Origin of the sequence: Cobetia amphilecti, from assembly GCF_032923285.1 — a bacterium.
GTDB classification, from domain to species: domain Bacteria; phylum Pseudomonadota; class Gammaproteobacteria; order Pseudomonadales; family Halomonadaceae; genus Cobetia; species Cobetia amphilecti.
Genome location: NZ_CP136695.1, coordinates 3396018 through 3417837, shown reverse-complemented (window position 1 = coordinate 3417837; position 21820 = coordinate 3396018). Strand labels below are relative to the sequence as shown.

Annotated in this window: 19 protein-coding genes; 17 read left to right on the top strand and 2 right to left on the bottom strand. The window is 64.5% G+C overall.

Annotated features, from left to right (window positions below; all coding sequences use genetic code 11):
* Positions 1-79: 79 nt before the first annotated feature.
* The 8 genes from glyA (at position 80) to R1T44_RS14535 (ending at position 8760) form a co-directional block, all read left to right on the top strand.
* Entirely contained in the window at positions 80-1342 is a 1263-nt protein-coding gene (gene glyA, locus R1T44_RS14570; protein WP_054555546.1) for a serine hydroxymethyltransferase, read from the top strand.
* A 277-nt stretch (positions 1343-1619) separates the two neighbouring features.
* Positions 1620-1901: a hypothetical protein gene (locus R1T44_RS14565; protein ID WP_284726609.1), complete on the top strand. Its 282-nt coding sequence runs from the start codon at positions 1620-1622 to the stop codon at positions 1899-1901.
* Positions 1902-2123: 222 nt separating this feature from the next.
* On the top strand, positions 2124-3008 hold the full coding sequence (locus R1T44_RS14560; protein ID WP_284726608.1) for a FadR/GntR family transcriptional regulator: 885 nt from the start codon (positions 2124-2126) through the stop codon (positions 3006-3008).
* 92 nt (positions 3009-3100) lie between these two features.
* Positions 3101-4183 (top strand): TRAP transporter substrate-binding protein, encoded by a 1083-nt coding sequence (locus R1T44_RS14555; protein WP_216061349.1) that lies wholly within the window; start codon positions 3101-3103, stop codon positions 4181-4183.
* Positions 4184-4348: 165 nt separating this feature from the next.
* Positions 4349-5005 (top strand): TRAP transporter small permease subunit, encoded by a 657-nt coding sequence (locus R1T44_RS14550; protein WP_153636355.1) that lies wholly within the window; start codon positions 4349-4351, stop codon positions 5003-5005.
* Positions 5005-6306: a TRAP transporter large permease gene (locus R1T44_RS14545; protein WP_043331381.1), complete on the top strand. Its 1302-nt coding sequence runs from the start codon at positions 5005-5007 to the stop codon at positions 6304-6306. Before R1T44_RS14550 ends, R1T44_RS14545 begins: the two co-directional genes overlap by 1 nt.
* 304 nt (positions 6307-6610) lie before the next feature.
* Positions 6611-7507 carry an HAD-IIB family hydrolase gene (locus R1T44_RS14540; protein WP_284726607.1) on the top strand — a complete coding sequence of 299 codons (897 nt, stop codon included), beginning with the start codon at positions 6611-6613 and terminating at the stop codon, positions 7505-7507.
* A gap of 41 nt (positions 7508-7548) precedes the next feature.
* Complete coding sequence (locus R1T44_RS14535; protein WP_107336217.1) at positions 7549-8760, top strand: glycosyltransferase family protein; 1212 nt, start codon at positions 7549-7551, stop codon at positions 8758-8760.
* Between the two features lie 87 nt (positions 8761-8847).
* Here the strand turns inward: R1T44_RS14535 and R1T44_RS14530 are convergent, their stop codons facing one another.
* Positions 8848-10734, bottom strand: a complete 1887-nt coding sequence (locus R1T44_RS14530; protein ID WP_284726606.1) for a sugar phosphorylase — start codon at positions 10732-10734, stop codon at positions 8848-8850.
* Positions 10735-11098: 364 nt separating this feature from the next.
* On the bottom strand, positions 11099-11347 hold the full coding sequence (locus tag R1T44_RS14525; protein WP_043331379.1) for a GlsB/YeaQ/YmgE family stress response membrane protein: 249 nt from the start codon (positions 11345-11347) through the stop codon (positions 11099-11101).
* 398 nt (positions 11348-11745) lie between these two features.
* Between R1T44_RS14525 and nrdR the strand changes: the two genes are divergently transcribed.
* The 9 genes from nrdR to lon all read left to right on the top strand — a co-directional run bounded on the left by nrdR (position 11746) and on the right by lon (position 21712).
* On the top strand, positions 11746-12234 hold the full coding sequence (gene nrdR / locus R1T44_RS14520) for a transcriptional regulator NrdR (RefSeq protein ID WP_043331377.1): 489 nt from the start codon (positions 11746-11748) through the stop codon (positions 12232-12234).
* Positions 12235-12493: 259 nt separating this feature from the next.
* Positions 12494-13648, top strand: a complete 1155-nt coding sequence (ribD, locus tag R1T44_RS14515) for a bifunctional diaminohydroxyphosphoribosylaminopyrimidine deaminase/5-amino-6-(5-phosphoribosylamino)uracil reductase RibD (RefSeq protein ID WP_317292953.1) — start codon at positions 12494-12496, stop codon at positions 13646-13648.
* Between the two features lie 156 nt (positions 13649-13804).
* Positions 13805-14959: a bifunctional 3,4-dihydroxy-2-butanone-4-phosphate synthase/GTP cyclohydrolase II gene (gene ribBA / locus R1T44_RS14510; protein ID WP_054555540.1), complete on the top strand. Its 1155-nt coding sequence runs from the start codon at positions 13805-13807 to the stop codon at positions 14957-14959.
* A 111-nt stretch (positions 14960-15070) separates the two neighbouring features.
* Positions 15071-15553 (top strand): 6,7-dimethyl-8-ribityllumazine synthase, encoded by a 483-nt coding sequence (ribH, locus tag R1T44_RS14505; protein ID WP_043331374.1) that lies wholly within the window; start codon positions 15071-15073, stop codon positions 15551-15553.
* On the top strand, positions 15550-16065 hold the full coding sequence (gene nusB, locus R1T44_RS14500; protein ID WP_054555539.1) for a transcription antitermination factor NusB: 516 nt from the start codon (positions 15550-15552) through the stop codon (positions 16063-16065). Before ribH ends, nusB begins: the two co-directional genes overlap by 4 nt.
* A 1-nt stretch (position 16066) precedes the next feature.
* Positions 16067-17200, top strand: coding sequence for a thiamine-phosphate kinase (thiL, locus tag R1T44_RS14495; protein ID WP_284726605.1), 1134 nt, complete (start codon positions 16067-16069; stop codon positions 17198-17200).
* Positions 17197-17670, top strand: coding sequence for a phosphatidylglycerophosphatase A family protein (locus R1T44_RS14490; RefSeq protein WP_043331372.1), 474 nt, complete (start codon positions 17197-17199; stop codon positions 17668-17670). The genes thiL and R1T44_RS14490 overlap by 4 nt, the downstream gene beginning before the upstream one ends.
* 115 nt (positions 17671-17785) lie before the next feature.
* Positions 17786-19066 (top strand): DUF945 family protein, encoded by a 1281-nt coding sequence (locus tag R1T44_RS14485; RefSeq protein ID WP_043331371.1) that lies wholly within the window; start codon positions 17786-17788, stop codon positions 19064-19066.
* 195 nt (positions 19067-19261) lie between these two features.
* Positions 19262-21712 (top strand): endopeptidase La, encoded by a 2451-nt coding sequence (gene lon / locus R1T44_RS14480; protein WP_084589197.1) that lies wholly within the window; start codon positions 19262-19264, stop codon positions 21710-21712.
* The last annotated feature ends 108 nt before the right edge of the window (positions 21713-21820 follow it).

Below are 21820 nucleotides of genomic sequence, written 5' to 3'. Positions count from 1 at the left end.
GTCCTGATCTTACCCCCAGATGGCGAGCCGGCCGCGCCGGAATTCGCTGTCGTCATCACCCTTCAGGCGAGGACACCCGATGTTCACCCGTGACATGCAGATTGCCGGTTTTGATGATGCGCTCCTGAGCGCCATGGACGACGAAGTCGTTCGCCAGGAAGCTCACATCGAGCTGATCGCCTCCGAGAACTACGCCAGCCCCCGCGTCATCCAGGCGCAAGGCTCCCAGCTGACCAACAAGTACGCGGAAGGCTACCCGGGCAAGCGTTACTACGGCGGTTGCGAGTTCGTCGACAAGGTCGAGCAGCTGGCCATCGATCGTGCCTGCGAACTGTTCGGTGCTACCTACGCCAACGTTCAGCCGCACGCCGGTTCCCAGGCCAACAGTGCCGTCTTCCAGGCGCTGGTCTCGCCGGGTGACACCATTCTGGGCATGAGCCTGGACGCGGGTGGCCACCTGACTCACGGTGCACGTCCGAACTTCTCCGGCAAGCACTACAACGCCGTGCAGTACGGTCTGGGCGAGAACGGCCTGATCGACTACGCCGAAGTCGCGCGTCTGGCGCGTGAGCACAAGCCGAAGATGATCATCGCCGGCTTCTCCGCCTACTCCCAGATCATCGACTGGGCCGAGTTCCGCAAGATCGCCGACGAAGTGGGTGCCTACCTGCTGGTCGACATGGCCCACGTGGCCGGTCTGGTCGCCGCTGGCGTCTACCCGAGCCCGCTGCCCCACGCCCACGTCGTCACCACCACCACGCACAAGACCCTGCGCGGTCCGCGTGGCGGCCTGATCCTGTCCGCCGAAGGCAATGCCGACATCGAGAAGAAGCTGAACTCCGCTGTCTTCCCGGGTGGCCAGGGCGGCCCGCTGATGCACGTCATCGCGGCCAAGGCGGTCTGCTTCAAGGAAGCGATGGACCCGGCCTTCACCACTTACCAGAAGCAAGTGGTCAAGAACGCCAAGGCGATGGCGTCCGTGTTCCTGGAGCGCGGCTTCGAAGTCGTCTCCGGCGGCACCGAAGACCACCTGTTCCTGCTGTCTCTGGTCAAGCAGGGCCTGACCGGCAAGGACGCTGACGCTGCGCTGGGCCGTGCCCACATCACCGTCAACAAGAACGCCGTACCGGGTGACCCGCAGTCGCCGTTCGTCACCTCCGGTCTGCGCATCGGTACCCCGGCCGTCACCACGCGTGGCTTCCAGGAGCAGGAGTGTCTGGAACTGGCCGGCTGGATCTGCGATATCCTCGATGCGATGGTCGCTGGCGATTCCGCCGCTGCCGAAGCCGAGGTGCAGGCCAAGGTCTCCGCCGTCTGTGCACGTCTGCCGGTCTACGCCTGAGGCGTGACGAGGTGCCAGCTCGGCTGGCCCTCACCGCAGCAGTGCTGACAGTGGCGTAACGCTGTCATGCACCAGACAAGAAACGCCTGTCGCGCAAGCGGCAGGCGTTTTTTTGTGCCCGCACCACGGCCAGCCGAGGCCGAGTGGCGTGATGCACAGCGGGGTGGGAGAGTGGTCAACCAGCGCTCAGAAAGATCAGCCTGTGCCTGGGAGCGGACGCGCTACGCTATTCTCGATGCCGGACACACTCTGCTCATCTTCGTGCAAGGAGGCTCTCATGGCCGTCATGCAGCACCATGCCTTTCTGATCCTGGTCGAGAACAGCGGCAATACCTCACTGAGCAGTCAGGGCAGCGGCGAGGTCCGCATTTCCGTCGCCACGCTGGGGACGCTGAGAGCCGCCGAGCGGCTGGTCAGTGAGCTGGTCGCCCAGGGCGTCAGCCAGATCGAGCTGTCGGCAAGCTTCGGCCCGGCAGGCGAGGAAGCGCTGAGAACGGTGGTGGCGGACAGCGGTGCCGAGCGTACGGTGTCGATCGGCCGCGTGCGATTCACGGCCTGATGCCAGCACACGGGGAAATTGCCAGTGCCTGAATAGCCCTTTCGCAACAGGGAGTTGCGTAAAGGTGTGACCAAAGTCGGGTCTCACCCTTGGTCTAGGGTGTCTTGTTGGCATGTCTGACATGGGCTATTCCTTGACGGACAAGAGCGCGCCGCGATGCATCCCATGAAGGATGTGCGCGAGCAACAAATGACGCGCCACGCCATCAAGGAACGTTCGATCATGACCACGCCTCCCACGAGTGCCGCTGGCGACAGCCCGCGCGCCAATGCTTCTTCTGGAACGTCTGCCTCAGCTGGCGACACCGCGACCGCGCGTGTCGATGTCGCCGAATGGCTGGCACAGGCCATCTTCGAGAATCGCTACCCGCCGGGCAGCCTGATTCCTCGTGAGCTGGACCTGTGCGATCAGCACGCCCAGAGCCGCGCCACCGTGCGCACCGCGATCCAGAGCCTGGTCAATGCCGGGATTCTCACCCGCACCACCGGCCAGGGCACCCGCGTCAATCCGCTCAGCGAGTGGCATCTGCTCGATCCGCGCGTCACCGGCTGGATGACGCGCTACGCGATGCCGCATCCGCAGCTGGCACGGGACATCTACGCTTTCCGCATCTCCATCGAACCCTTCGTCGCCGCCCTGGCGGCCACCGAGGCCACCGCCCAGGACCTGTCCGCCATCGAGCAGGCCTACGACGGCATGGCCGCAGCGGTGCATGGCGGCAGCGCCATGGAGGAGTTCGACCGCGCCGATATCGCCTTCCACGACGCCATCTTCGCCGCGACCCACAACGTCATCTGGGCGCAGCTTGGCCATGTGCTCAAGCCGTCGATCAGCCTGCTGGTGGCGACTTCCAATCACAATGCCTCGGAGCTGGGTGACAGCCTCGGCCGCCACCGCGCGGTGATGGAGGCGATTCGTCTGCGCCAGCCCGATGCCGCCCACGCCGCGACCCTGCATGTGCTGGACCGCACCGGTCAGGACCTCGGGCTTGCCATGCCTGCGGCCTCTGAAGGCAGCCATCCCGCCGGGCGCGCCCAGGAACCGCTGGAGCTGCTGCGCCGCTTCGGCCAGCTGCCCAGCCTGTCTGCACCGCTATCAAGCGAGTGAACGGCACCTCGCGGCGTTTCGCCACGCCGGGGAGTGCCAGCACGTCTTCCACCGACCCTAGAACGTCATAACAACAAGCCAGGAGTTTCACCATGCCGCGTTCCACTATCTCGTCGCTCACCACTACCTCGCCGCTCACCACTGCCGCTCCCGCCCGTGTCACGCTCAAGGCGCTGGCCCTGTCCACCGCCGTGGCCGCCACGCTGATCGCCACACCGAGCTGGGCCGCCGAGTACGAATGGACCTTCCAGACCTCCGAGACGGCCGGGGAGCCGCAGTTCGAGGTCAAGAAGGCCTGGGCCGACAGCATCAAGACCATGTCGGATGGCCGCATCGCCATCGAGATCCTGCCGGTCAATGCCGTGGTGCAGGCCAACCAGACGCTGGACGCCGTCAGCGCCGGCATCCTGCAGGGCCACCTGACCGATCCATCCTACTTCTCGGGCCAGAATCCGGCCTTCGGCATGCTGGGCAATCTGGTGGGTGCCTGGGGTGACCCGCTGGAATATCTCGAGTACATGCAGCACGGCGGCGGTGAGGAGCTCTACAACGAGCTGGTCGAGCCCTACGGCGTGCACTTGATCGGCGCGGGCGCCACCGGGCTTGAGTCCTTCGTCTCCAAGAAGCCGGTGCGTACCGTCGATGACCTCAAGGGCCTCAAGGTGCGTGCCCCGGAAGGCATGGTCTACAACATCTTCCAGAAGGCCGGCGCGGCGCCCGTCAACCTGCCGGGCTCTGAGGTCTACACCGGCCTGGAGAAGGGCGTGATCGACGCGGCGGATTACACCGTCTTCGCCACCAATGATGACCAGGGCCTGCACAGCTTCGCCAAGTACCCGTCCTACCCGGGCTTCCACTCCTTGCCGATGGTGGCGGTGTCGATGAACAAGGGCATCTGGGACGGCCTGCCGGCGGATCTCAAGGCGATCATGGAGAGCGCCACCGATGCGATGGCCTACGACATGGTCTTCACCCTCAAGGCGCGTGACATCAAGGCGGTGAGCGCGGCGCGTGCCAATCCGGATATCGAGGTGATCGACATGGCGCCGGAAGAACGCGCCAAGTTCCGTCGCATCGCGCAGCAGGAGTGGAAGGTGTGGGCTGAGAAGAATGAGCTGACCGGCAAGGTCTACGAGTCCGTGGTCAGCTTCCTGACCGACCGCAACCTGATGTGAGCCCGCTGGCGCGCGGGATGGGCGCCAGCCGCCGTGTGGCAAGAGGCAGCTAGCCACGTTTTTGGCGACCGATCGCAGAACGATAACGACGCGGGAGATCAAGGTCGGCGTGCTCACTGGGCGCGCCGATTCTCCTTGAGGCAGCGAGTCAGCAAGGAATTCGATATGGCAGAACATGATGTGGCGTCGCCGGGGCTACCCGAGGCGTCGGATGACCACGACCCGAATCTGGGCACGCGGACACCGCTGGACCGCCTGGTGGGCAAGGGCACGCGCGCCGCGGCGTGGCTGGTATTGCTGGCGATGGCGATCAGCGTGTTCGAGGTGGTGATGCGCTATGGCCTCGATTCGCCGACCTCCTGGGTGCACGAGACGGTGATCTTTTTGGTCGCGACCAGCTTCGCGCTGGGCGGCCCGGCGGCCCTGGCCAACAATCGTCATATTCGCGTGCGCGTGCTCTACGACCTGGTCGGCACGCGCTTTCGCTACGTGCTGGACTGCTTCAATGACGTGATGACGTTCGTCTTCTGTCTGGCGATGAGCTATGCGGGCTGGGTGATGTTCTGGCGTGCCTCGCACAGTCCGCTGGGCGAGTGGCAGCTGGAGCGTTCCGGCACCTCATGGAATCCGCCGTTTCCGGCACTGACCAAGGGCGTGATCCTGTTCGCGCTGGCGGTGATGACCCTGCAGGCGCTGTGGCATCTCTATCAGACATTCTTCTCGCCCCGTCCGCCCGAGGGCGGCAGTGAGGGAAGTGGCGCATCCGACGCCACTTCCGATGCCGCTCCCGACGCCACAGCTGACCACAAGGAGCCGCGCTGATGGATATCGCAACGGCTACGATGCTGCTGGTCGGTGGCATCTTCGCGCTGCTGGTCACCGGCCTGCCGCTGGCCTTCGTCACCGGCCTGGTCGCGCTGGCCTACACCTTCGGCTGGTTCGGCCCGATGGCGCTGCCGCTGGTCACCAGTCGTGTCTATGGCTTCGTCACCGAGTATTCGCTGGTGGCGGTGCCGATGTTCGTGCTGATGGCCTCGCTGCTCGATCGCTCGGGGATCGCCAAGGACCTGTTCAATGCCATGCGCGTGATGGCAGGGCGACTGCCCGGCGGCGTGGCGATCCAGACCATCGTGGTGGCGTTCTTCCTCGCCGCGATGTCCGGCATCATCGGCGGCGAGATCGTGCTGCTGGGGATTCTGGCGCTGCCGCAGATGCTCAGACTCGGCTATGACAAGCACATCGCCATCGGCGTGGTGTGTGCCGGTGGCTCGCTGGGCACCATGATGCCGCCCTCCATCGTGCTGATCATCTATGGCCTGATCGCCAACCAGTCGATCGCGGACCTGTTCACCGCGGCGATCACCCCGGCCATCGTGCTGATGGCAAGCTATATCATCTACGTGCTGATCCGCTGTCTGCGCAACCCTTCACTGGGGCCGGTGATGCCCGAGGAGGAGCGCCGCGCCAGCTTCCAGAGCAAGCGTGAGCTGCTCAAGGCCATCGGCGTGCCGGCGGTCATCGCGGGGCTGGTGCTGGGCTCCATCTACGGTGGCGTGGCCTCGGTGACCGAAGCCGCGGCGATGGGCAGCTTCGGCGTGCTGGTGGCGGTGATGCTGCGCGGCGAGTTCTCCATCACCCTGATGCAGCGTGCGCTGTCCCAGACCATGAACACCTGCGGCATGATCATCTGGATCGGTATCGGCGCGGCGGCGCTGGTCGGGGTCTACAACTTGATGGGCGGCAACCGCTTCGTGTCGAGCATGATTCTCGGCCTGGATATCCCGCCGCTGGCGATCATCATGGTGATGATGGCGATCCTGCTGCTGCTGGGGCTGTTCCTCGACTGGATCGGCATCGCGATGCTGACCCTGCCGATCTTCGTGCCGATCATCGTTCAGCTCGGCTACGACCCGGTATGGTTCGGTGTGCTGTTCGCGGTCAACATGCAGGTGTCCTTCCTGTCGCCACCCTTCGGGCCTGCCGCCTTCTATCTGAAAGGCGTGGCACCGGAAGGCATCAGTCTCAAGGATATCTTCGTCTCGCTGCTGCCGTTCATCGCCATCCAGCTGTGCGTGCTGGCGATGTTGCTGCTGTGGCCGCAACTGTCGTTGTGGCTGGTCTAGGCTCTACAGACGTTGCCCGCTTGCCCAAGACTCGACGCCCTCGCAGATGCGAGGGCGTCGTCGTTGGTGACGAAAGATTTGCGCCGTCGTGTGGCGAGGCATCATGCAAGGCAGGCTTTGTGCTCTTTTATGGTGCAAATGAGCGGGCGCACAAACACAGCCACGGTGAGAAGGGGTAGGTGGTCATGGTAGCTGCACCATCTTGGCACATTCCCTGCAATGCTCTTGCAATGCCTGTCCGGTGCCACGAGATCCTGTCGAGGTGACCCCTGACACGCTGCAGCACTTCACGAGGAGAGTTCACATGTCAGAGACTCAAGCACCGCTGTTGTTGCTGACCGATCTGGATGGCTCGCTGCTGGATCACCACGATTACTCGCCGGGCCCGGCGCGCAGCTGGTTGACCCGCCTGCGCGCGCGCGGTGCCTGGATCGTCCCCAACACCTCCAAGACAGCGGCCGAACTGGCACCGCTGATGGACTCGCTGGGCTTGGCGGGCCAGCCGTGGATCGCCGAGAACGGCGGCGTGGTGGCCCTGCCGGCCGATTGGCTGAGCGCCTACCCGCTGGAGGAGGCCAGCGCCCCGGACGCACACGGCCTGTGTCGTATCGCGGTGGCGATGCCCCGCGACAGAATTCTCGCGGTGCTGGAGGAGCTGAGCGGGGAGTTCGCCTTCGAGGGCTTCGCCTCGATGCCGGTGGCGAGAATCAGCGAGCTGACGGGGCTGGGGGAGGGCGACGCGGTCCTGGCGGGACAGCGTGATGCCAGTGAACCGCTGGTGTGGCGCGACGCGCCGGAGCGTCTCGAGGACTTTCGCATGCGCCTGGCCGGCCATGGCCTCAAGCTGACACGTGGTGGGCGCTTCCATCATGTGACCGGGGACAGCGACAAGGGCGTGGCAGCACGCTATCTGATCGCCCGCTACCGGCTCTGCGAGCGGGTGCGTCCCTGGACGCTGGGCTTCGGCGATGGCGCCAATGACCTGCCGCTGCTGGCCGCCGTCGACAACGCTGTGCTGATTCCCGGCGTCGGTGATACCTCTCAGCGTGATCGGGAGCTTGCCGACTATCCGCAACTGGCGGATGAACGCCGCTGTTTTCGCGCCAATCTCCCCGGACCGCAGGGATGGGTCGAGGGATTGCGTCACTGGCTGGCCAATGGCCAGCCGGAAGAATGGACATCCAGAGGTCTGGGCGCCTGACGCCTGCCTGATGCGTGTCTTCGGCATGACAAGGAGCTGACATGAGCGATTTTTACCAGAATGGCATCATCACCAACTTCCATAACCTGACCGATCGTCCGGTGGAAGATCTCGAAGCGGACCTGATGCGCTTCTCCCGCAAGCGACCGATGAGCCTGATTCTGCCGTCGCTGTATTCCGAGCTGGAAGGCCCCGCCCTCAAGCATATCGTCGAGGAGCTGGCCCAGGTGCCCTACCTCAGCGAGATCGTGATCGGGCTGGACCGCGCCGACCGTGACCAGTTCGAGCATGCCAAGGAGTTCTTCTCACATCTGCCGCAGCATCACCGCATCCTGTGGAACGACGGCCCGCGTCTGCGGGCGCTGGATGAGGAGCTGACCGAGCATGGCCTGGCGCCGATGGAGGCCGGCAAGGGGCGCAATGTCTGGTACTGCTCCGGCTACGTGCAGGCCTCGGGCATCGCCGAGGCGGTGGCACTGCATGACTGCGATATCGTCACCTATGACCGCGGCCTTTTGGCGCGCCTGATCTACCCGGTGGCCCATCCGCAGTTCAACTACGAGTTCTGCAAGGGTTACTACTCGCGCATCGCCCAGGGCAAGCTGAACGGCCGCGTGGCGCGCCTGATGGTCACGCCGCTGATCCGTGCGCTCAAGAAGGTCTATGGCCCGCTGCCGTACCTGGATTATCTCGACAGCTATCGCTATCCGCTGTCCGGCGAGTTCTCGATGCGCACCGACGTGCTGGCGGACATCCGCATCCCCAGTGACTGGGGGCTGGAGATCGGCGTGCTGTCCGAGGTCCATCGCAACTATTCCACCAAGCGTCTGTGTCAGGTGGACATCGCCGATGCCTACGATCACAAGCACCAGCCGCTGTCCGAGGAAGATGCGCTGGGCGGCTTGAATCGCATGAGTCTGGACATCGCCAAGGCCATGTATCGCAAGCTGGCCACGCTGGGCGTCGAGATGCACGGCGAGACCTTCCGCACCATCAAGGCCACCTACTACCGCATCGCGCTGGACCTGATCGAGACCTACTACAACGATGCCGTCATGAATGGTCTGACGGTGGACCGCCACAGCGAGGAAGCGGCGGTGGAGCTGTTCGCCTCCAACATCATGGATGCCGGCAGCGCCTTCCTCGACAATCCACGCGACAAGCCCTTCATTCCGAGCTGGAACCGGGTGCAGTCAGCCGTGCCGGACCTGCTCGAGCGCATGCACGAAGCGGTGGAGCTGGACAACCAGTAAGGCTCGCGGCGGGAAACAGCAAGACCAACGACAACGGGGCTGCCACTGGCAGCCCCGTTGTCGTTGGAGGAAGGGAAAGCGCGGGCGTCAGACGACCTCGATGGCCGGCGGGCGCACGGTTTGCTCCATCAGCCAGGCCGCCTGATAGGGACGGCGGGCCATGGTGGGATCGTAGGCCTTGTCGTGGCACAGGTGGTCGGTCAGCGCGACGCCTTGCCAGCTTGCCGGCAGCGGCAGCACGCGCGGCTGATCGGTGACATTGAGGGCGAACAGCAGGCGACGCCCTTCATGGGTGACGCGCTCGAAGACGAAGAAATCCGGGCCGACATCGAAGACATTCTGGTCGGCATCCGGGTGGAAGCAGGGTTCGTTGCGGCGCAGTGCCATGCGGCGCTTGAGGGCGTGGAAGACCTCATGGGTCGCGGTGTTGGGGCTTGCCAGCAGCGCTTCCAGTTCATCGCGCTGCCATTTGCGGCGGTTGATGGCGCGCAGATGGCCATCGCGCTCGACGCCTTCCTGGTGGTTGGGGGTCGCGGTCAGCGAGTGGATGTACAGCCCCGGGATGCCCTGCAGGCTCAGCATCAGGGTCTGACTGGCGATGAAGCGCTCGATCTGCCACGGGTCCTGGCCGCGCCGCGTGCCCTTGAGCGCATCGAAGTAGCTGATGTTGAGCTCATAGGGGGTGTCGGCGCGCCCGGGGTTGGCGCGCATGCTGACGTAGCCACCGAAGTCATGCACCAGCCGCACCAGAGTGTCGCGCTCGTGGTCGGGCAGCAGGCCCTCAAGGGCGCGAACGCCGATACCGTCGTGACTGGCGGTGAAGTTGAAGTAGCTGCAGCCGGAAGGCAGGGACGGCAGGCTGGTGGCCCACTGGGTCAGGGCGCTGGCATCGCCGGAGGTCAGGGTGTGCAGCGTCAGCGGCGGCAGCGTGAACTGATAGATCAGGTGCGCTTCATCGGCCTGGGCGCTGCCCTCGATGGCGGTGAGGTCGTGCTGTGACAGGCGATCGAGCCCGAAGTAGGACATGTTCTCGGCGTGGGGCACGTTGGTCTCGGTGATCAACAGGCTGCCCGGCGCTAGATGGTCGACGATGGCGCGCAGCAGGCGCACCACGGCGTGTGTCTCCGGCAGGTGGATGCAGGAGGTGCCCTGGCGTTTCCACAGGAAGGCCACTGCATCGAGGCGGATGATGCCCGCGCCCTGCTCGAGGTAATAAAGCAGGATGCCGATGAATTCGAGCAGCACATCGGGATTGGCGAAGTTCAGGTCGATCTGGTCATCGGAGAAGGTTGCCCAAAGATGGCGCAGGCCACGGCGGGTATGCACCGGCGTGAGCAGGGCAGACGGGCGCGGGCGCACGACCTCGGAGACATCGGTGTCGGGGTCCATCTCGATGAAGTAGTCGCGGCCGGGCTGCACGCCGGCCAGATAATCGGCGAACCACAGTGACTCGCGCGAGCAGTGATTGATGACCAGGTCTGCCATCAGGTCGCGCTGCTCGCTCAGGCGCCGGATGTCCTGCCAGTCGCCGAGGACCGGATTGACCTCGCGATAGTGGATGACGCTGAAGCCGTCATCGCTGCTCCATGGGAAGAAGGGCAGTACGTGGACACCGGACAGGCTGTCGTCCAGTCGGCTGGCGAGGAAGTCGTGCAGGGTCGCCAGTGGCGCCTCGCCTTCCTGCTGCAGGCTGTCGCCGTAGGTGATCAGCCACTGGTCGCGCTCGCTCCAGAGCGGCTCGCCTTCCGGTACGCGGGGGTTGAGGCGCGTGCGATGGAAATCCAGCACCGTCTCCAGGCGTCTGAGGACTTCTTCATGACGCTGTGGGTAGATCTCGGCGAGCAGGCGTGTGGCGTGCGCCTGGAAGTCAGCCTGCGAGAGGCGTCTGGCGAGAGAGACTCTGGCGCTGCCCTCGCTCGGCGCAGGGTCGGAGGCAGTGGATGTCGAGTGATCGGGAGATGACGTATCGGACATGGGCAATCCTCGTGGCAGCAAAAGCGGTCAGACTCTGCCTCGTGAGCCGCAATGGGCAGAGCGTGTCGCGGGTGATCTTCGAGAAGCCCGCCGGCGCAATCCTGCGGGGCCGGTGGCAAGACTGGAAATCACATATCAGATGAAGTCGGCTGGCCGTCGCTTGGTGAAATGCCTGAATGGCGCATCGGCTCAGCGGCGCCCGTGGGTGACGGCCTGGTGCCTTTACTCATGAGTCATGCACGCCTTGGGCCAGATTCGTCAAGCCTGCAAGGCAAGACGGCCAGCCTGCATGTGCCGGCTGGCCGTCCTGTCTGGCGTCATGTGGCCTGCGGCCAGCTGACGCCACTGCGCTTCATGACATGCTTTACTTGCGCAGCACGCGATACAGAATCAGCAGAATGACGGCGCCGAGCACGGCGATGACAAAGCTGGCCAGATTGAATCCCGTCACTTCACCGAAGCCCATCAGGGTGCCGACCCAGCCACCGACCACGGCCCCCAGGATGCCGATGATGCTGGTGACGATGATGCCACCCGGGTCCTTGCCGGGCACGATCACCTTGGCGATGATGCCGGCAATAAGACCGAATATGATCCATGCAATGATTCCCATGTCGCAGCTCCTTGCGTCATCGTGATCAATCTCGCGGCAGAGATCATTCGCCGCCAGTCGTGAAAGGATTTCACGGCTCGGGGAAGCGTCCTTGTGAGGCGCTGCACCCTGATGTCATCTTTCGGTTATCGGGCGGGGATTTCAAGCCTGCCGGGCAGGTTGATGGACGCTTTCGCCGCGGTGTCCGCCCCCCGGGGCGACAGTGCAGGAAACTCCTGTCGCCCCTTGGTCGCTCCCCAAGGCTAGTTCAGATAGGTCGGTGCTGACATAGGCTCCCGTGGCGGGGCCTTAACGGTTACAATACCCGCCATTCGCTGTCATTCGGCTGCGCTGCGCCACTTCCTCGCTGTGCTTCGCGCGGGGCCGCAGCCACCTCGCACCCAAGCAGGCTCTCCAACATGCACTGTCCCTTCTGTGGAACTCATGAAACCAAGGTCACGGATTCCCGACTGGTGGTCGAGGGTGACCAGGTGCGGCGGCGTCGCCAGTGCGCGGCCTGCGGTGAGCGTTTCACGACCTACGAAACGGCGGAGCTGGTCATGCCGCGCGTGGTCAAGGGTGACGGTTCGCGTGAGAGCTTCGATGAGCACAAGCTGCGTGCTGGCATGCTGCGCGCGCTGGAAAAACGCCCGGTATCCTCCGAGCTGATCGAGGCCGCGGTAGAGCGCATTCGTCAGCGTCTGCGTGCCACCGGCGAGCGTGAGATCGAGGCGCGGCGCATCGGGGATGAGGTCATGCAGCAGCTCAAGCGGCTGGATCAGGTCGCCTATATCCGCTTCGCTTCGGTCTATCGTCGCTTCCAGGATCTTGATGAGTTCCGCGCCGAGATCGACCGTCTCGCCCAGGAGCCCAGCTTCCTGCCGGGCGAGGAAGACGCGCGGCCCTGATGTCTCGACACGGTCATCCTTGCAGATGACCTCGAGGCCTGTGTCTGCTGGCTCTGTCGCGTCACACTGTGTGGCTTCGGCCTTGGATCTTGGGCCCAGGCCTCAGGCATCGAAGTATTGGCCGCCGCCTGGGCAATGCCTGACCTTCTCTCGTTTCACGCCAAGGTATCGCATGTCTCTTTCTCCCCGTGCTTCTCGTGCTCACCGTGACAGCCACTCTCGCGACCGCAGTGCTCCCTCGGCGCGTGATGCGCGCCACATGGCCCACGCCCTGCGCCTGGCGCGACTGGGCAGCTACACGACGCAGCCCAATCCGCGTGTCGGCTGTGTGCTGGTAGAGGCCGAGACTGACGAGGTGATCGCGAGCGGCTTTCATGTGCGTGCCGGGGAAGGGCATGCCGAGGTCAATGCGCTGGCAGAGGCGGGTGAGCGCGCGCTGGGCTGCGTGGCCTATGTGACGCTGGAGCCCTGCTCCCACACCGGGCGTACCGGCCCTTGCTCACTGGCGCTGATCGCGGCGGGCGTCTCGCGGGTGGTGATCGCGATGCGTGATCCGAATCCGCAGGTCGCCGGGCGCGGCATCGCGCTGCTGCAGGGCGCGGGCATCGCGGTGACGGTCGGGGTGATGGAGCAGGAGGCGCGAGCGCTCAATCCCGGCTTCCTGTCACGCATGGAGCGCGGTCGGCCCTTCGTGCGCCTCAAGCAGGCCATGAGTCTGGACGGGCGCACGGCGATGGCTTCCGGCGAATCCCAGTGGATCACCGGCCCCGAAGCGCGCAGTGCCGTGCAGCGTCTGCGCGCGCGCTCCAGCGTGGTGATGAGCGGCATCGAGTCGGTCATCTTCGATGATTCGCGTCTCAATGTGCGCGCCGACCAGCTCGGGCTCGAAGACCATCCGCTGGGGCTCAAGGCGCTGGTGGCGCGTCAGCCGTTGCGCGTGGTGGTGGACAGCCATCTGCGTCTGCCGCTGGCGGCGCGCATTCTGGCGCAATCCGGTCGTACGCTGCTGGTATGTGTCGCGGATGAGACAGCGGCGCAGGCTGAGCGACGTACCTTGTTGGAGGCGGCCGGTGCCAAGGTGCTGGCGCTGCCGGCCGGCGAAGATGGCCGCGTGGACCTCGAGGCCCTGCTGCGTTATCTGGCCGAGCACGAGCAGGCCAACGAGGTACTGCTGGAAACCGGCGCGGTACTGGCCGGGGCCATGATTAATGCGGGGCTGGTCGATGAGATGCAGCTCTTCATGGCCCCGACGCTGCTGGGGGGCGAGGCTCGCCCGCTGCTGGCGCTGCCGGGGCTGGATCACATGGCGCAGCAGCGCCGGGTCGAGATTCGCGATATCCGGGCGGTGGGGCGTGATTGGCGCATCACCGCAGTGCCGTTGGCATCGCCAGACCCGCAGGAGAGCGGCGACTGATTTCTTCTTGTCACGCAAGCACTTGCCGCCGTCTGGCGACAGCGGCGTCGCTGGGTGCTGGCGCAAAACGGGGTGGCGGGGTACCCTGACGCCCGACTTTTTGATAATACGCGTGGGTCCGGCATGGGCCGGCGCAGCCCGTAAAGTGGAGCAAGCATGGCGCTATCAGGCATCGCAGCACTCGTCGAGGATATCCGGCAAGGCAAGATGGTCATCCTCATGGATGACGAGGATCGTGAGAATGAAGGCGACATCATCATCGCCGCGGAAGCCGTGACAGCCGAGCACATCAACTTCATGGCACGCCACGCGCGTGGCTTGATCTGCATGCCGATGTCGCGTGAGCATTGCGAACAGCTCCAGCTGCCACTGATGGTTCAGGCCAACGGTTCCGGCTTCGGCACCAAGTTCACGCTCTCCATCGAGGCCACCGAAGGCGTCACCACCGGCATCTCGGCGGCTGACCGCGCCCGTACCGTGCAGGCTGCCGCCGCGCGCAATGCGCGCCCGCAGGACATCGTCCAGCCGGGGCACATCTTCCCGCTGATGGCGGAGCCGGGTGGCGTGCTGCGTCGTGCCGGCCATACCGAGGCAGCCTGTGACCTGGCGTCCATGGCGGGCTTTGGCGCGACCGGCGTGATCTGTGAGGTCATGAACGACGACGGCAGCATGGCGCGTCGTGAAGAGCTCGAGCGCTTCGCCGCCGAGCACGACCTCAAGGTCGGCACCATTGCGGACCTGATCGAATATCGCATCCACAATGAGCAGACCGTGGAAGTGCTGGACAGCGAGCAGGTCGAGACCGCCTTCGGCGAGCTGACGCTGCATTGCTTCAGCGATCGCATCCAGGGCCGTCACCACCTGGCGCTGGTCAAGGGCACGCCGGACGCCGAGTCTCTGACCACCGTGCGTGTGCACGTGCAGGACCCGATGCGCGACCTGCTGACCCTGCGTCAGCCGGGCAGCAGCAGCTGGGCGCTCAATGATGCGCTCGCCGAAGTCGCCGCCGCCGATGCCGGCGTGCTGGTACTGCTGGACACCGGCAGCGACGCGATGGATTACAAGGATCGTCTCGATGTCTTCCTCGGACGACGTCGTACGCCGCGCACCAACGAATCCGATGGTGCGGGCAATTATCTGACCACCGGTACCGGTGCCCAGATCCTTCGGGATCTCGGTGTCGGCCGGATGCGTCTGCTCAGCTCGCCGTGGAAATTCTCTGCCCTGTCCGGGTTTGGCCTCGAAGTGGTCGAACTGGTCGGCAGTGATGACACGGCAGGCGAGACAGGCGCAGACGCCGCAGGCGCGTAAGCGCTTCGGCACCCCAAATGGCGGGGGAGGTCGCGCACTTCTGGCGGCCTTCCCCGGTATGATTGATATCCCCGCCCCGGTTCTCCGGGGCGCTAGCATTGTGGACTGACCATGCAACCGATTGCTCAACTCGAAGGCACTTTCACCAATGTCGATGGCCGTTACGTCATCGTCGTCGGGCGTTTCAACCACCATGTCGTCGACAGCCTGGTGGAAGGCGCGGTCGATTCTCTCGTACGCCACGGCGTCGATGAGGAAAACATCGACCTGATCCACGTGCCGGGTGCCTGGGAAATTCCGCTGGCCGTCAAGGCCGTGCTGGCCAAGGTCAAGCCGCACGCCGTCATCACGCTGGGCGCGGTGATCCGCGGTGGTACGCCGCACTTCGAATATGTCGCCGGTGAGTGCAACTCCGCGCTGTCGCGTCTGCAGCTCGAATTCGACACCCCGGTCGCCAATGGCGTGCTGACGGTGAACTCCATCGAGCAGGCCATCGAGCGTGCCGGCACCAAGGCTGGCAACAAGGGTACCGAAGCGGCCATGGCGGCGATGGAAATGGTCTCCCTGCTCAAGGCCATGGGAGGTGACGCGTGAGCGAACGCAAGGAACGTACCGAGCGCGAGCCGTCCAAGCAGCAGCAGGCGCGTCGCGCCGCTCGCGAGCTGGCCGTGCAGGGCATCTACCAGTGGCAGATGACCGGCAAGAACATGACCACCATCGAAGCCGAGTTCCGTGGTCAAAAGGTCGACGATGACGTCGAGCTGCACGAAAACTGGGTCGAGGTGATGCGCATCGCCGACCAGGCCCTGTTCCACGAGCTGCTGCACAACGTGCCGCGCTTCCAGAAAGAACTGGATGCCAGCATCAGCCCGCTGCTCGACCGTCGCCTGCAGGATCTCGACGAGATCGAGCTGGCCATCCTGCGTCTGGGCGCCTACGAGCTGTCCAAGCGCATGGAAGTGCCGTATCGCGTGGCGATCAACGAAGGGGTCGAGCTGGCCAAGACCTTCGGTGCCACCGACGGGCACAAGTACGTCAACGGGATCCTCGACAAGCTGGCAGTCAAGCTGCGCAGTGCCGAGGTGACCCAGGCCCGCCTGCGCTGACATGCCAGGTGAATTCGAGCTGATTGCCCGCTACTTCCAGCGCGATCTGTCCGGGGCACCGGGCGTGTTGCTGGGGCCGGGTGACGACTGTGCACTTCTTGCCGCCAGTGATGGCATGCAGATGGCGGTCAGTGTCGATACCTCGGTGGCGGGGGTGCACTTCCCGCCGGATGCGCCTGCGGCGTCCATTGGCCATCGCGCCCTGGCCGTCAATCTGTCTGATCTGGCGGCGATGGGCGCGACCCCGCGCTGGGCGTTGCTGGCTCTGACGTTGCCGGACGTGGATGAAGACTGGCTGCATGGTTTTGCGGCCGGTTTCCACGCGCTGGCGGATCGCTATGGCATCGCGCTGGTGGGCGGCGACGTCACGCGCGGCCCGCTCTCCATCACGATCACCGTGCATGGCGAGTTGCCGTGCGTGCTCGAGCCTGCCCAGCAGGCCGACAGCGTGACCCGCCCGATTCTGCGGCGTGATGGTGCCCGCGAGGGGGATCTCATCGCGGTCACCGGCCTGCCGGGGCTGGCGCATGCTGGCCTCAAGGCCTGGCAGGAAGGCGTACGCGACGTGCTGAATCCTTGCCTGGCGGCCTACCTGCGACCAGAGCCGCGGGTCGATGCGGGGCTAGCGCTGCGTGAGCTGGCCAGTGCGGGCTTGGATGTCTCCGATGGCGTGATGGGCGACCTGGCACACATCTGTCGTGCCAGTCAGCTGTCGGCGGCGCTGGAGCTTGGCGAACTGCCGCTGGCGCCGGAGCTGGTCACGGCGCTGGGTGAGCAGGGCGCCCGCGAGGCGGTCCTCAATGGCGGCGACGATTACGAGCTGTTGCTCACGCTGCCCGAAGAGAACCTCGAGGCGGCCAGGCTCGCCCTGCGCTCACTCAACCTGTCCATGAATGTCATCGGTCGCATGCAGGCGGCGGGCAGCGATGCGCCGCGCGTGATGCTGATGGACAATGGCGTTGAACAGGCAGCGACGGGCCAGAGCTGGCAGCATTTCTCTGCCTCGCAGGCTTCTGTCACACAGGGCTCAGTCACACAGGGCTCTGACACACAGGTCTCTGCCACGCAGGCCTCTGGGCCAGACGGCTCCGGCGGCGATGCGTCGTCAAGCAACGCGAACGGGGTGGCACCATGAATCGCGCTCCCGCCAGTGTCTGGCGGCGCCCCGTCCACTTCCTGGCCTTCGGGCTGGGCAGTGGTACCGCGCCCTTTGCACCGGGCACCTTCGGTACTCTCGCGGCAATCCCGTTCTACTGGCTGATGACCAACCTCACGCTGTGGCCGTATCTGGCCATCGTGCTGGTCGCGTCGCTGGTCGGGATCTGGATCTGTGATCGCACCTCGCGCGATCTCGGTGTGCATGATCACTCCGGGATCGTCTGGGACGAATTCGTCGGCTATTGGATCACGATGGCCGCCGTGCCATTCTCTTGGCAGGCAGCGCTATGGGGCTTCGTGGTCTTCCGGGTCTTCGATATTCTCAAGCCATGGCCGATTCGCTGGGCCGACCGCCGGGTTGCCGGTGGCTTCGGCATCATGCTGGATGACGTCTTCGCCGGTATCTATGCCTGGTCGACGATGCATCTGTGGCTGTGGTTGCACTGACGCTTCGCTGCCTTGGCGGCGAGGCTCACGCACGTGTTTCACTGATGGAAGCAGATGCGACAAGAGGCACCGCGCAGACGGTGTGATGCTCCAATAACGGACAAGGGTTAATGCGATGGGCAAGGGACTGGTAACCGCGACGGCAGTGGTCGTCATCGGGGCAGCCGGCTATGTCGGCGGCGTGGCTTACTCAAGCCAGCGCTTTGAAGATGAGATGGCCCGCATGGTGGCAGAGCTCGACAGGAGCTCCGACATCAAGGCGACCCGTGAGGATGTCGACAGCGGCTGGTTCGGCTCCACGGGCCGGGTAGAGATGGAACTCGCCACCGGGGACGGTGAAGGTCCCATGCGCATCGTATTGCCCTATGAAGCCGGCCACGGCCTGCTGTCGACCACCATGCAGGGCAACGTCAAGGTGCTGTACGGTACGCCGTCACGCGACGTCTTCGCCGAAGTGCTCGGCGATGGCAAGGCGATCGCCTTCGATGGCAGCGTCGACAACTTCAGCGGCGCCAGCGACACCACCCTGACCTTGCCGGCCTTCGACTGGCAGGACCCGGAGAGCGGCACGCGCATCGACTTCCAGGGCGGCGAGCTGCTGGCCTCCCACGATGGCGGTGACACGCCGGAAATTACCGTGGATGGCGAGATCACGCCGTTCGATATCACCAATGGCGCCGAGAAGGTCAGCGTCGGCACCCTGAGTCTAAACGGCATCTATCGCGGGGCGGACAATGACTTCCGCCAGGACGACAAGATCGTGCTGGACACCCTGACCATCGACAACGGCACCGGTCAGCCGCCAGTGGTCGCCAGCGATATCCGTTACAGCGGCGAAACGCGTCTGGACCCGACCGAGCTGCGCTATCTGATGAAGCTGTCGGTGCAGGATGTCAGCGCGGGTGATCAGCAGATGGCCAGCGGCGACGTGTCCATCTCGATCGATCGTCTGCAGGGTGCGGCCGTCTATGACTTCATCACCCAGCTGCAGGGCTTGCTGGAAGAAGCGGGCAAGCCGTTCGAGGAGCTGAGCGAAGAGCAGCAGGTCGCCATCCTCGAGAAGGTCGAAGCGCCGCTGTTCACCATGCTGAGCACCTCTCCGCGCATGACGCTGGAATCGCTGAATGCCAAGAGCGATGCCTTCGGTGTCGACATGCAGGGTGATGGCCAGATGATTCTCGATGGTGCCGACATCACCGACCTGACCATCCAGGAGCTGCAGACCGTACCGGGTCAGCAGGCCTTCCTGAATCGTCTGAGCGGGCGCTTCGAGTTCCGCAACGTGCCGCCGATGATGGCCATGATGGCGGGTGTCTCTCCGCAGGCCGCCGACCGCAATCTCGTGGTCGAGATCGATGGTGACAGCGTGAAGATCAACGGCACCCCGATCTACTGAGCGCCGCGCAGTATGCTGGAAACGACAATGCCCGCCTCATGGCGGGCATTGTCGTTTCCAGGGGGCGCATCAGGTGCCACCCTGAACACGCAGTGTTGCGCCCCCGGTGCGGCAAGCCTGCCTTGATAAAGTGGCTCACTGGCCGCATTGGGGGAGATGATCGCCTCAACCGAGGCCTGGTTTCATGAGGGTTGCATGCCACGTCACGAAGAGATTTCCGATAACGACGATATTCTTGCCGGCTTCGAGGATGACAGCCAGTCACAAGAGCCTTCTTCTTCCGCCTCGGGTGGGCTGGTGCCGAGTGGCGACCAGCTGCCGGAGCGCATCTACCTGCTGCCGATTCACAATCGCCCGTTCTTCCCGGCACAGGTCCAGCCGCTGGTGATCAACAAGCAGCGTTGGGCCGAGACCATGCAGCTGGTCGGCAATACGCCGCATCATGCTGTCGGTCTGGCCTTCGTCGGCGATGTTGAGGTCGATGAGCTGGGGGTCGAGCACTTCCCCGAGATCGGCTCTGCCGTGCGCGTCCACAAGCCTGAAGACGGCGATGACCAGGTACAGTTCATCGCCCAGGGACTGCGCCGCTTCCGCATCACGCGCTGGCTGTCGCGCAAGCCTCCCTATCTGGTCGAGGTCACCTATCCGCGCGAGCCGGTCGATGCCGAGAGCGATGAGGCGCGCGCCTACGCGATGGCGATGATCAACGGCATCAAGGAATTGCTGCCGATCAACCCGCTGTACGGCGAGGAACTCAAGCAGTACCTCAACCGCTTCAGCCCGCATGAGCCCGGCCCGCTGACCGATTTCGCCGCCGCCATCACCTCGGCCAAGGGCGCTGAGCTGCAGGAGGTGCTGGAGTCGCTGCCGGTGATGGAGCGCATGCAGAAGGTGCTGCCCCTGCTGCGCAAGGAAATCGAGGTCGCACAGCTGCAGACCGAGATCTCCCAGCAGGTCAATGCGCAGATGGAGAAGCATCAGCGCGAATTCTTCCTGCGCGAGCAGCTCAAGGTCATCCAGCGTGAACTGGGCATCTCCAAGGATGATCGCGAGAACGACGTCGATACCTTCCGCGGCCGTCTCGACGAGCTCAAGGTGCCGGAGCGGGTTCAGTCGCGCATCGATGATGAGCTCGACAAGCTGTCGGTGCTGGAGACCGGCTCGCCGGAATACGGCACCACACGCAACTATCTTGACTGGCTGACCTCGCTGCCGTGGGGCATCACCTCCACCGATCAGCTCAATCTGGCCCATGCGCGTACCGTGCTCAATCGCGATCACGATGGGCTGGATGATGTGAAGTCACGTATCGTCGAGTTTCTGGCCGAGGGTACCTTCAAGGGCGATGTCGGCGGCTCGATCCTGTTGCTGGTCGGCCCGCCCGGCGTGGGCAAGACCTCCATCGGGCGCTCCATCGCCCAGGCGCTGGGACGCGAGTTCTATCGCTTCTCCATCGGCGGCATGCGCGATGAGTCCGAGATCAAGGGTCATCGCCGCACCTACGTGGGCGCCATGCCCGGCAAGCTGGTGCAGGCGCTCAAGGAGGTCAAGGTCGAGAATCCGGTGATCATGCTCGATGAGATCGACAAGCTGGGGCAGTCCTTCCAGGGCGACCCGGCCTCGGCGCTGCTCGAGGTGCTGGACCCGGAGCAGAACGTCGACTTCCTCGATCATTACCTCGATGTGCGCCTCGATCTCTCCAAGGTGTTGTTCGTGTGTACCGCCAATACGCTGGACAGCATTCCCGGCCCGCTGCTGGACCGCATGGAGCAGATTCGTCTCTCCGGCTACATCGCCGAGGAGAAGATGGCGATCGCCAAGCACCACCTGTGGCCGAAGCTGCTGACCCGCGACAACATCCCCAAGAAGCGCATCAATCTGAGTGATGCCGCGCTGCGTCAGGTCATCGAGGGCTATGCGCGTGAGGCCGGCGTGCGCCAGCTGGAGAAACAGCTGCACCGCATCGTGCGCAAGGCGGCGGTGAAGTTGCTGGAAGAGGAGCTGCCGACCGTGAAGGTCTCGGTCAAGAACCTCGAGGAATTCCTCGGTGCGCCGATCTTCCGTCGCGAGAAGGTCCTGGCCGGTGAAGGCGTGGTCACCGGGCTTGCCTGGACCAGCATGGGCGGTGCGACCCTGCCCATCGAAGCCACCCGGGTGCATGGCCTGACACGTGGCTTGAAGCTGACCGGCAAGCTGGGCGACGTGATGCAGGAGTCGGCCAACATTGCCTACTCCTACACGCTGGCCAATCTCGAGGCCTACGATGCCGAGGCGGACTTCTTCAATGAGTCCTTCATTCACCTGCACGTGCCTGAAGGTGCGACGCCCAAGGACGGCCCCAGTGCCGGCGTGACCATGACCACGGCGTTGATGTCATTGGCCAAGCATCAGGCGCCGCGCAAGGGGCTGGCGATGACAGGTGAGCTGACCTTGACCGGTCAGGTACTGCCGGTGGGCGGTATCCGCGAGAAGGTGATAGCCGCGCGGCGCAGTGATATCTACGAGCTGATCCTGCCGCAGGCCAACCAGCGCGATTACGATGAGCTGCCGGAATACCTGAAGGAAGGCATGATCGTGCACTTCGCGGCGCGCTACGCGGATGTCTCGCGTGTGGTCTTCGACAGTGACAGCGCCCAGCGTCATTGAGTGGTATGTGATCAGCGGCGAGGCGTGAGTGACAAGCGCTGATTGCCAGGCCCTGAGCGCCAGATGCTGAGCGCCAGATGTTGAGCTCAACCAGCGCCGAAGTCAGCC

Excerpts from the sequence above, each read along its gene's own strand:
- R1T44_RS14550 (WP_153636355.1), top strand. The coding sequence starts at position 4,349 with ATGGCAGAACATGATGTGGCGTCGCCGGGGCTACCCGAGGCGTCGGAT.
- R1T44_RS14530 (WP_284726606.1), bottom strand. The coding sequence starts at position 10,734 with ATGTCCGATACGTCATCTCCCGATCACTCGACATCCACTGCCTCCGAC.
- R1T44_RS14555 (WP_216061349.1), top strand. The coding sequence starts at position 3,101 with ATGCCGCGTTCCACTATCTCGTCGCTCACCACTACCTCGCCGCTCACC.
- nrdR (WP_043331377.1), top strand. The coding sequence starts at position 11,746 with ATGCACTGTCCCTTCTGTGGAACTCATGAAACCAAGGTCACGGATTCC.
- lon (WP_084589197.1), top strand. The coding sequence starts at position 19,262 with ATGCCACGTCACGAAGAGATTTCCGATAACGACGATATTCTTGCCGGC.
- glyA (WP_054555546.1), top strand. The coding sequence starts at position 80 with ATGTTCACCCGTGACATGCAGATTGCCGGTTTTGATGATGCGCTCCTG.
- ribBA (WP_054555540.1), top strand. The coding sequence starts at position 13,805 with ATGGCGCTATCAGGCATCGCAGCACTCGTCGAGGATATCCGGCAAGGC.
- R1T44_RS14540 (WP_284726607.1), top strand. The coding sequence starts at position 6,611 with ATGTCAGAGACTCAAGCACCGCTGTTGTTGCTGACCGATCTGGATGGC.
- R1T44_RS14545 (WP_043331381.1), top strand. The coding sequence starts at position 5,005 with ATGGATATCGCAACGGCTACGATGCTGCTGGTCGGTGGCATCTTCGCG.
- R1T44_RS14485 (WP_043331371.1), top strand. The coding sequence starts at position 17,786 with ATGGGCAAGGGACTGGTAACCGCGACGGCAGTGGTCGTCATCGGGGCA.
- R1T44_RS14560 (WP_284726608.1), top strand. The coding sequence starts at position 2,124 with ATGACCACGCCTCCCACGAGTGCCGCTGGCGACAGCCCGCGCGCCAAT.
- ribH (WP_043331374.1), top strand. The coding sequence starts at position 15,071 with ATGCAACCGATTGCTCAACTCGAAGGCACTTTCACCAATGTCGATGGC.
- ribD (WP_317292953.1), top strand. The coding sequence starts at position 12,494 with ATGGCCCACGCCCTGCGCCTGGCGCGACTGGGCAGCTACACGACGCAG.
- R1T44_RS14535 (WP_107336217.1), top strand. The coding sequence starts at position 7,549 with ATGAGCGATTTTTACCAGAATGGCATCATCACCAACTTCCATAACCTG.
- R1T44_RS14525 (WP_043331379.1), bottom strand. The coding sequence starts at position 11,347 with ATGGGAATCATTGCATGGATCATATTCGGTCTTATTGCCGGCATCATC.
- R1T44_RS14490 (WP_043331372.1), top strand. The coding sequence starts at position 17,197 with ATGAATCGCGCTCCCGCCAGTGTCTGGCGGCGCCCCGTCCACTTCCTG.
- thiL (WP_284726605.1), top strand. The coding sequence starts at position 16,067 with ATGCCAGGTGAATTCGAGCTGATTGCCCGCTACTTCCAGCGCGATCTG.
- R1T44_RS14565 (WP_284726609.1), top strand. The coding sequence starts at position 1,620 with ATGGCCGTCATGCAGCACCATGCCTTTCTGATCCTGGTCGAGAACAGC.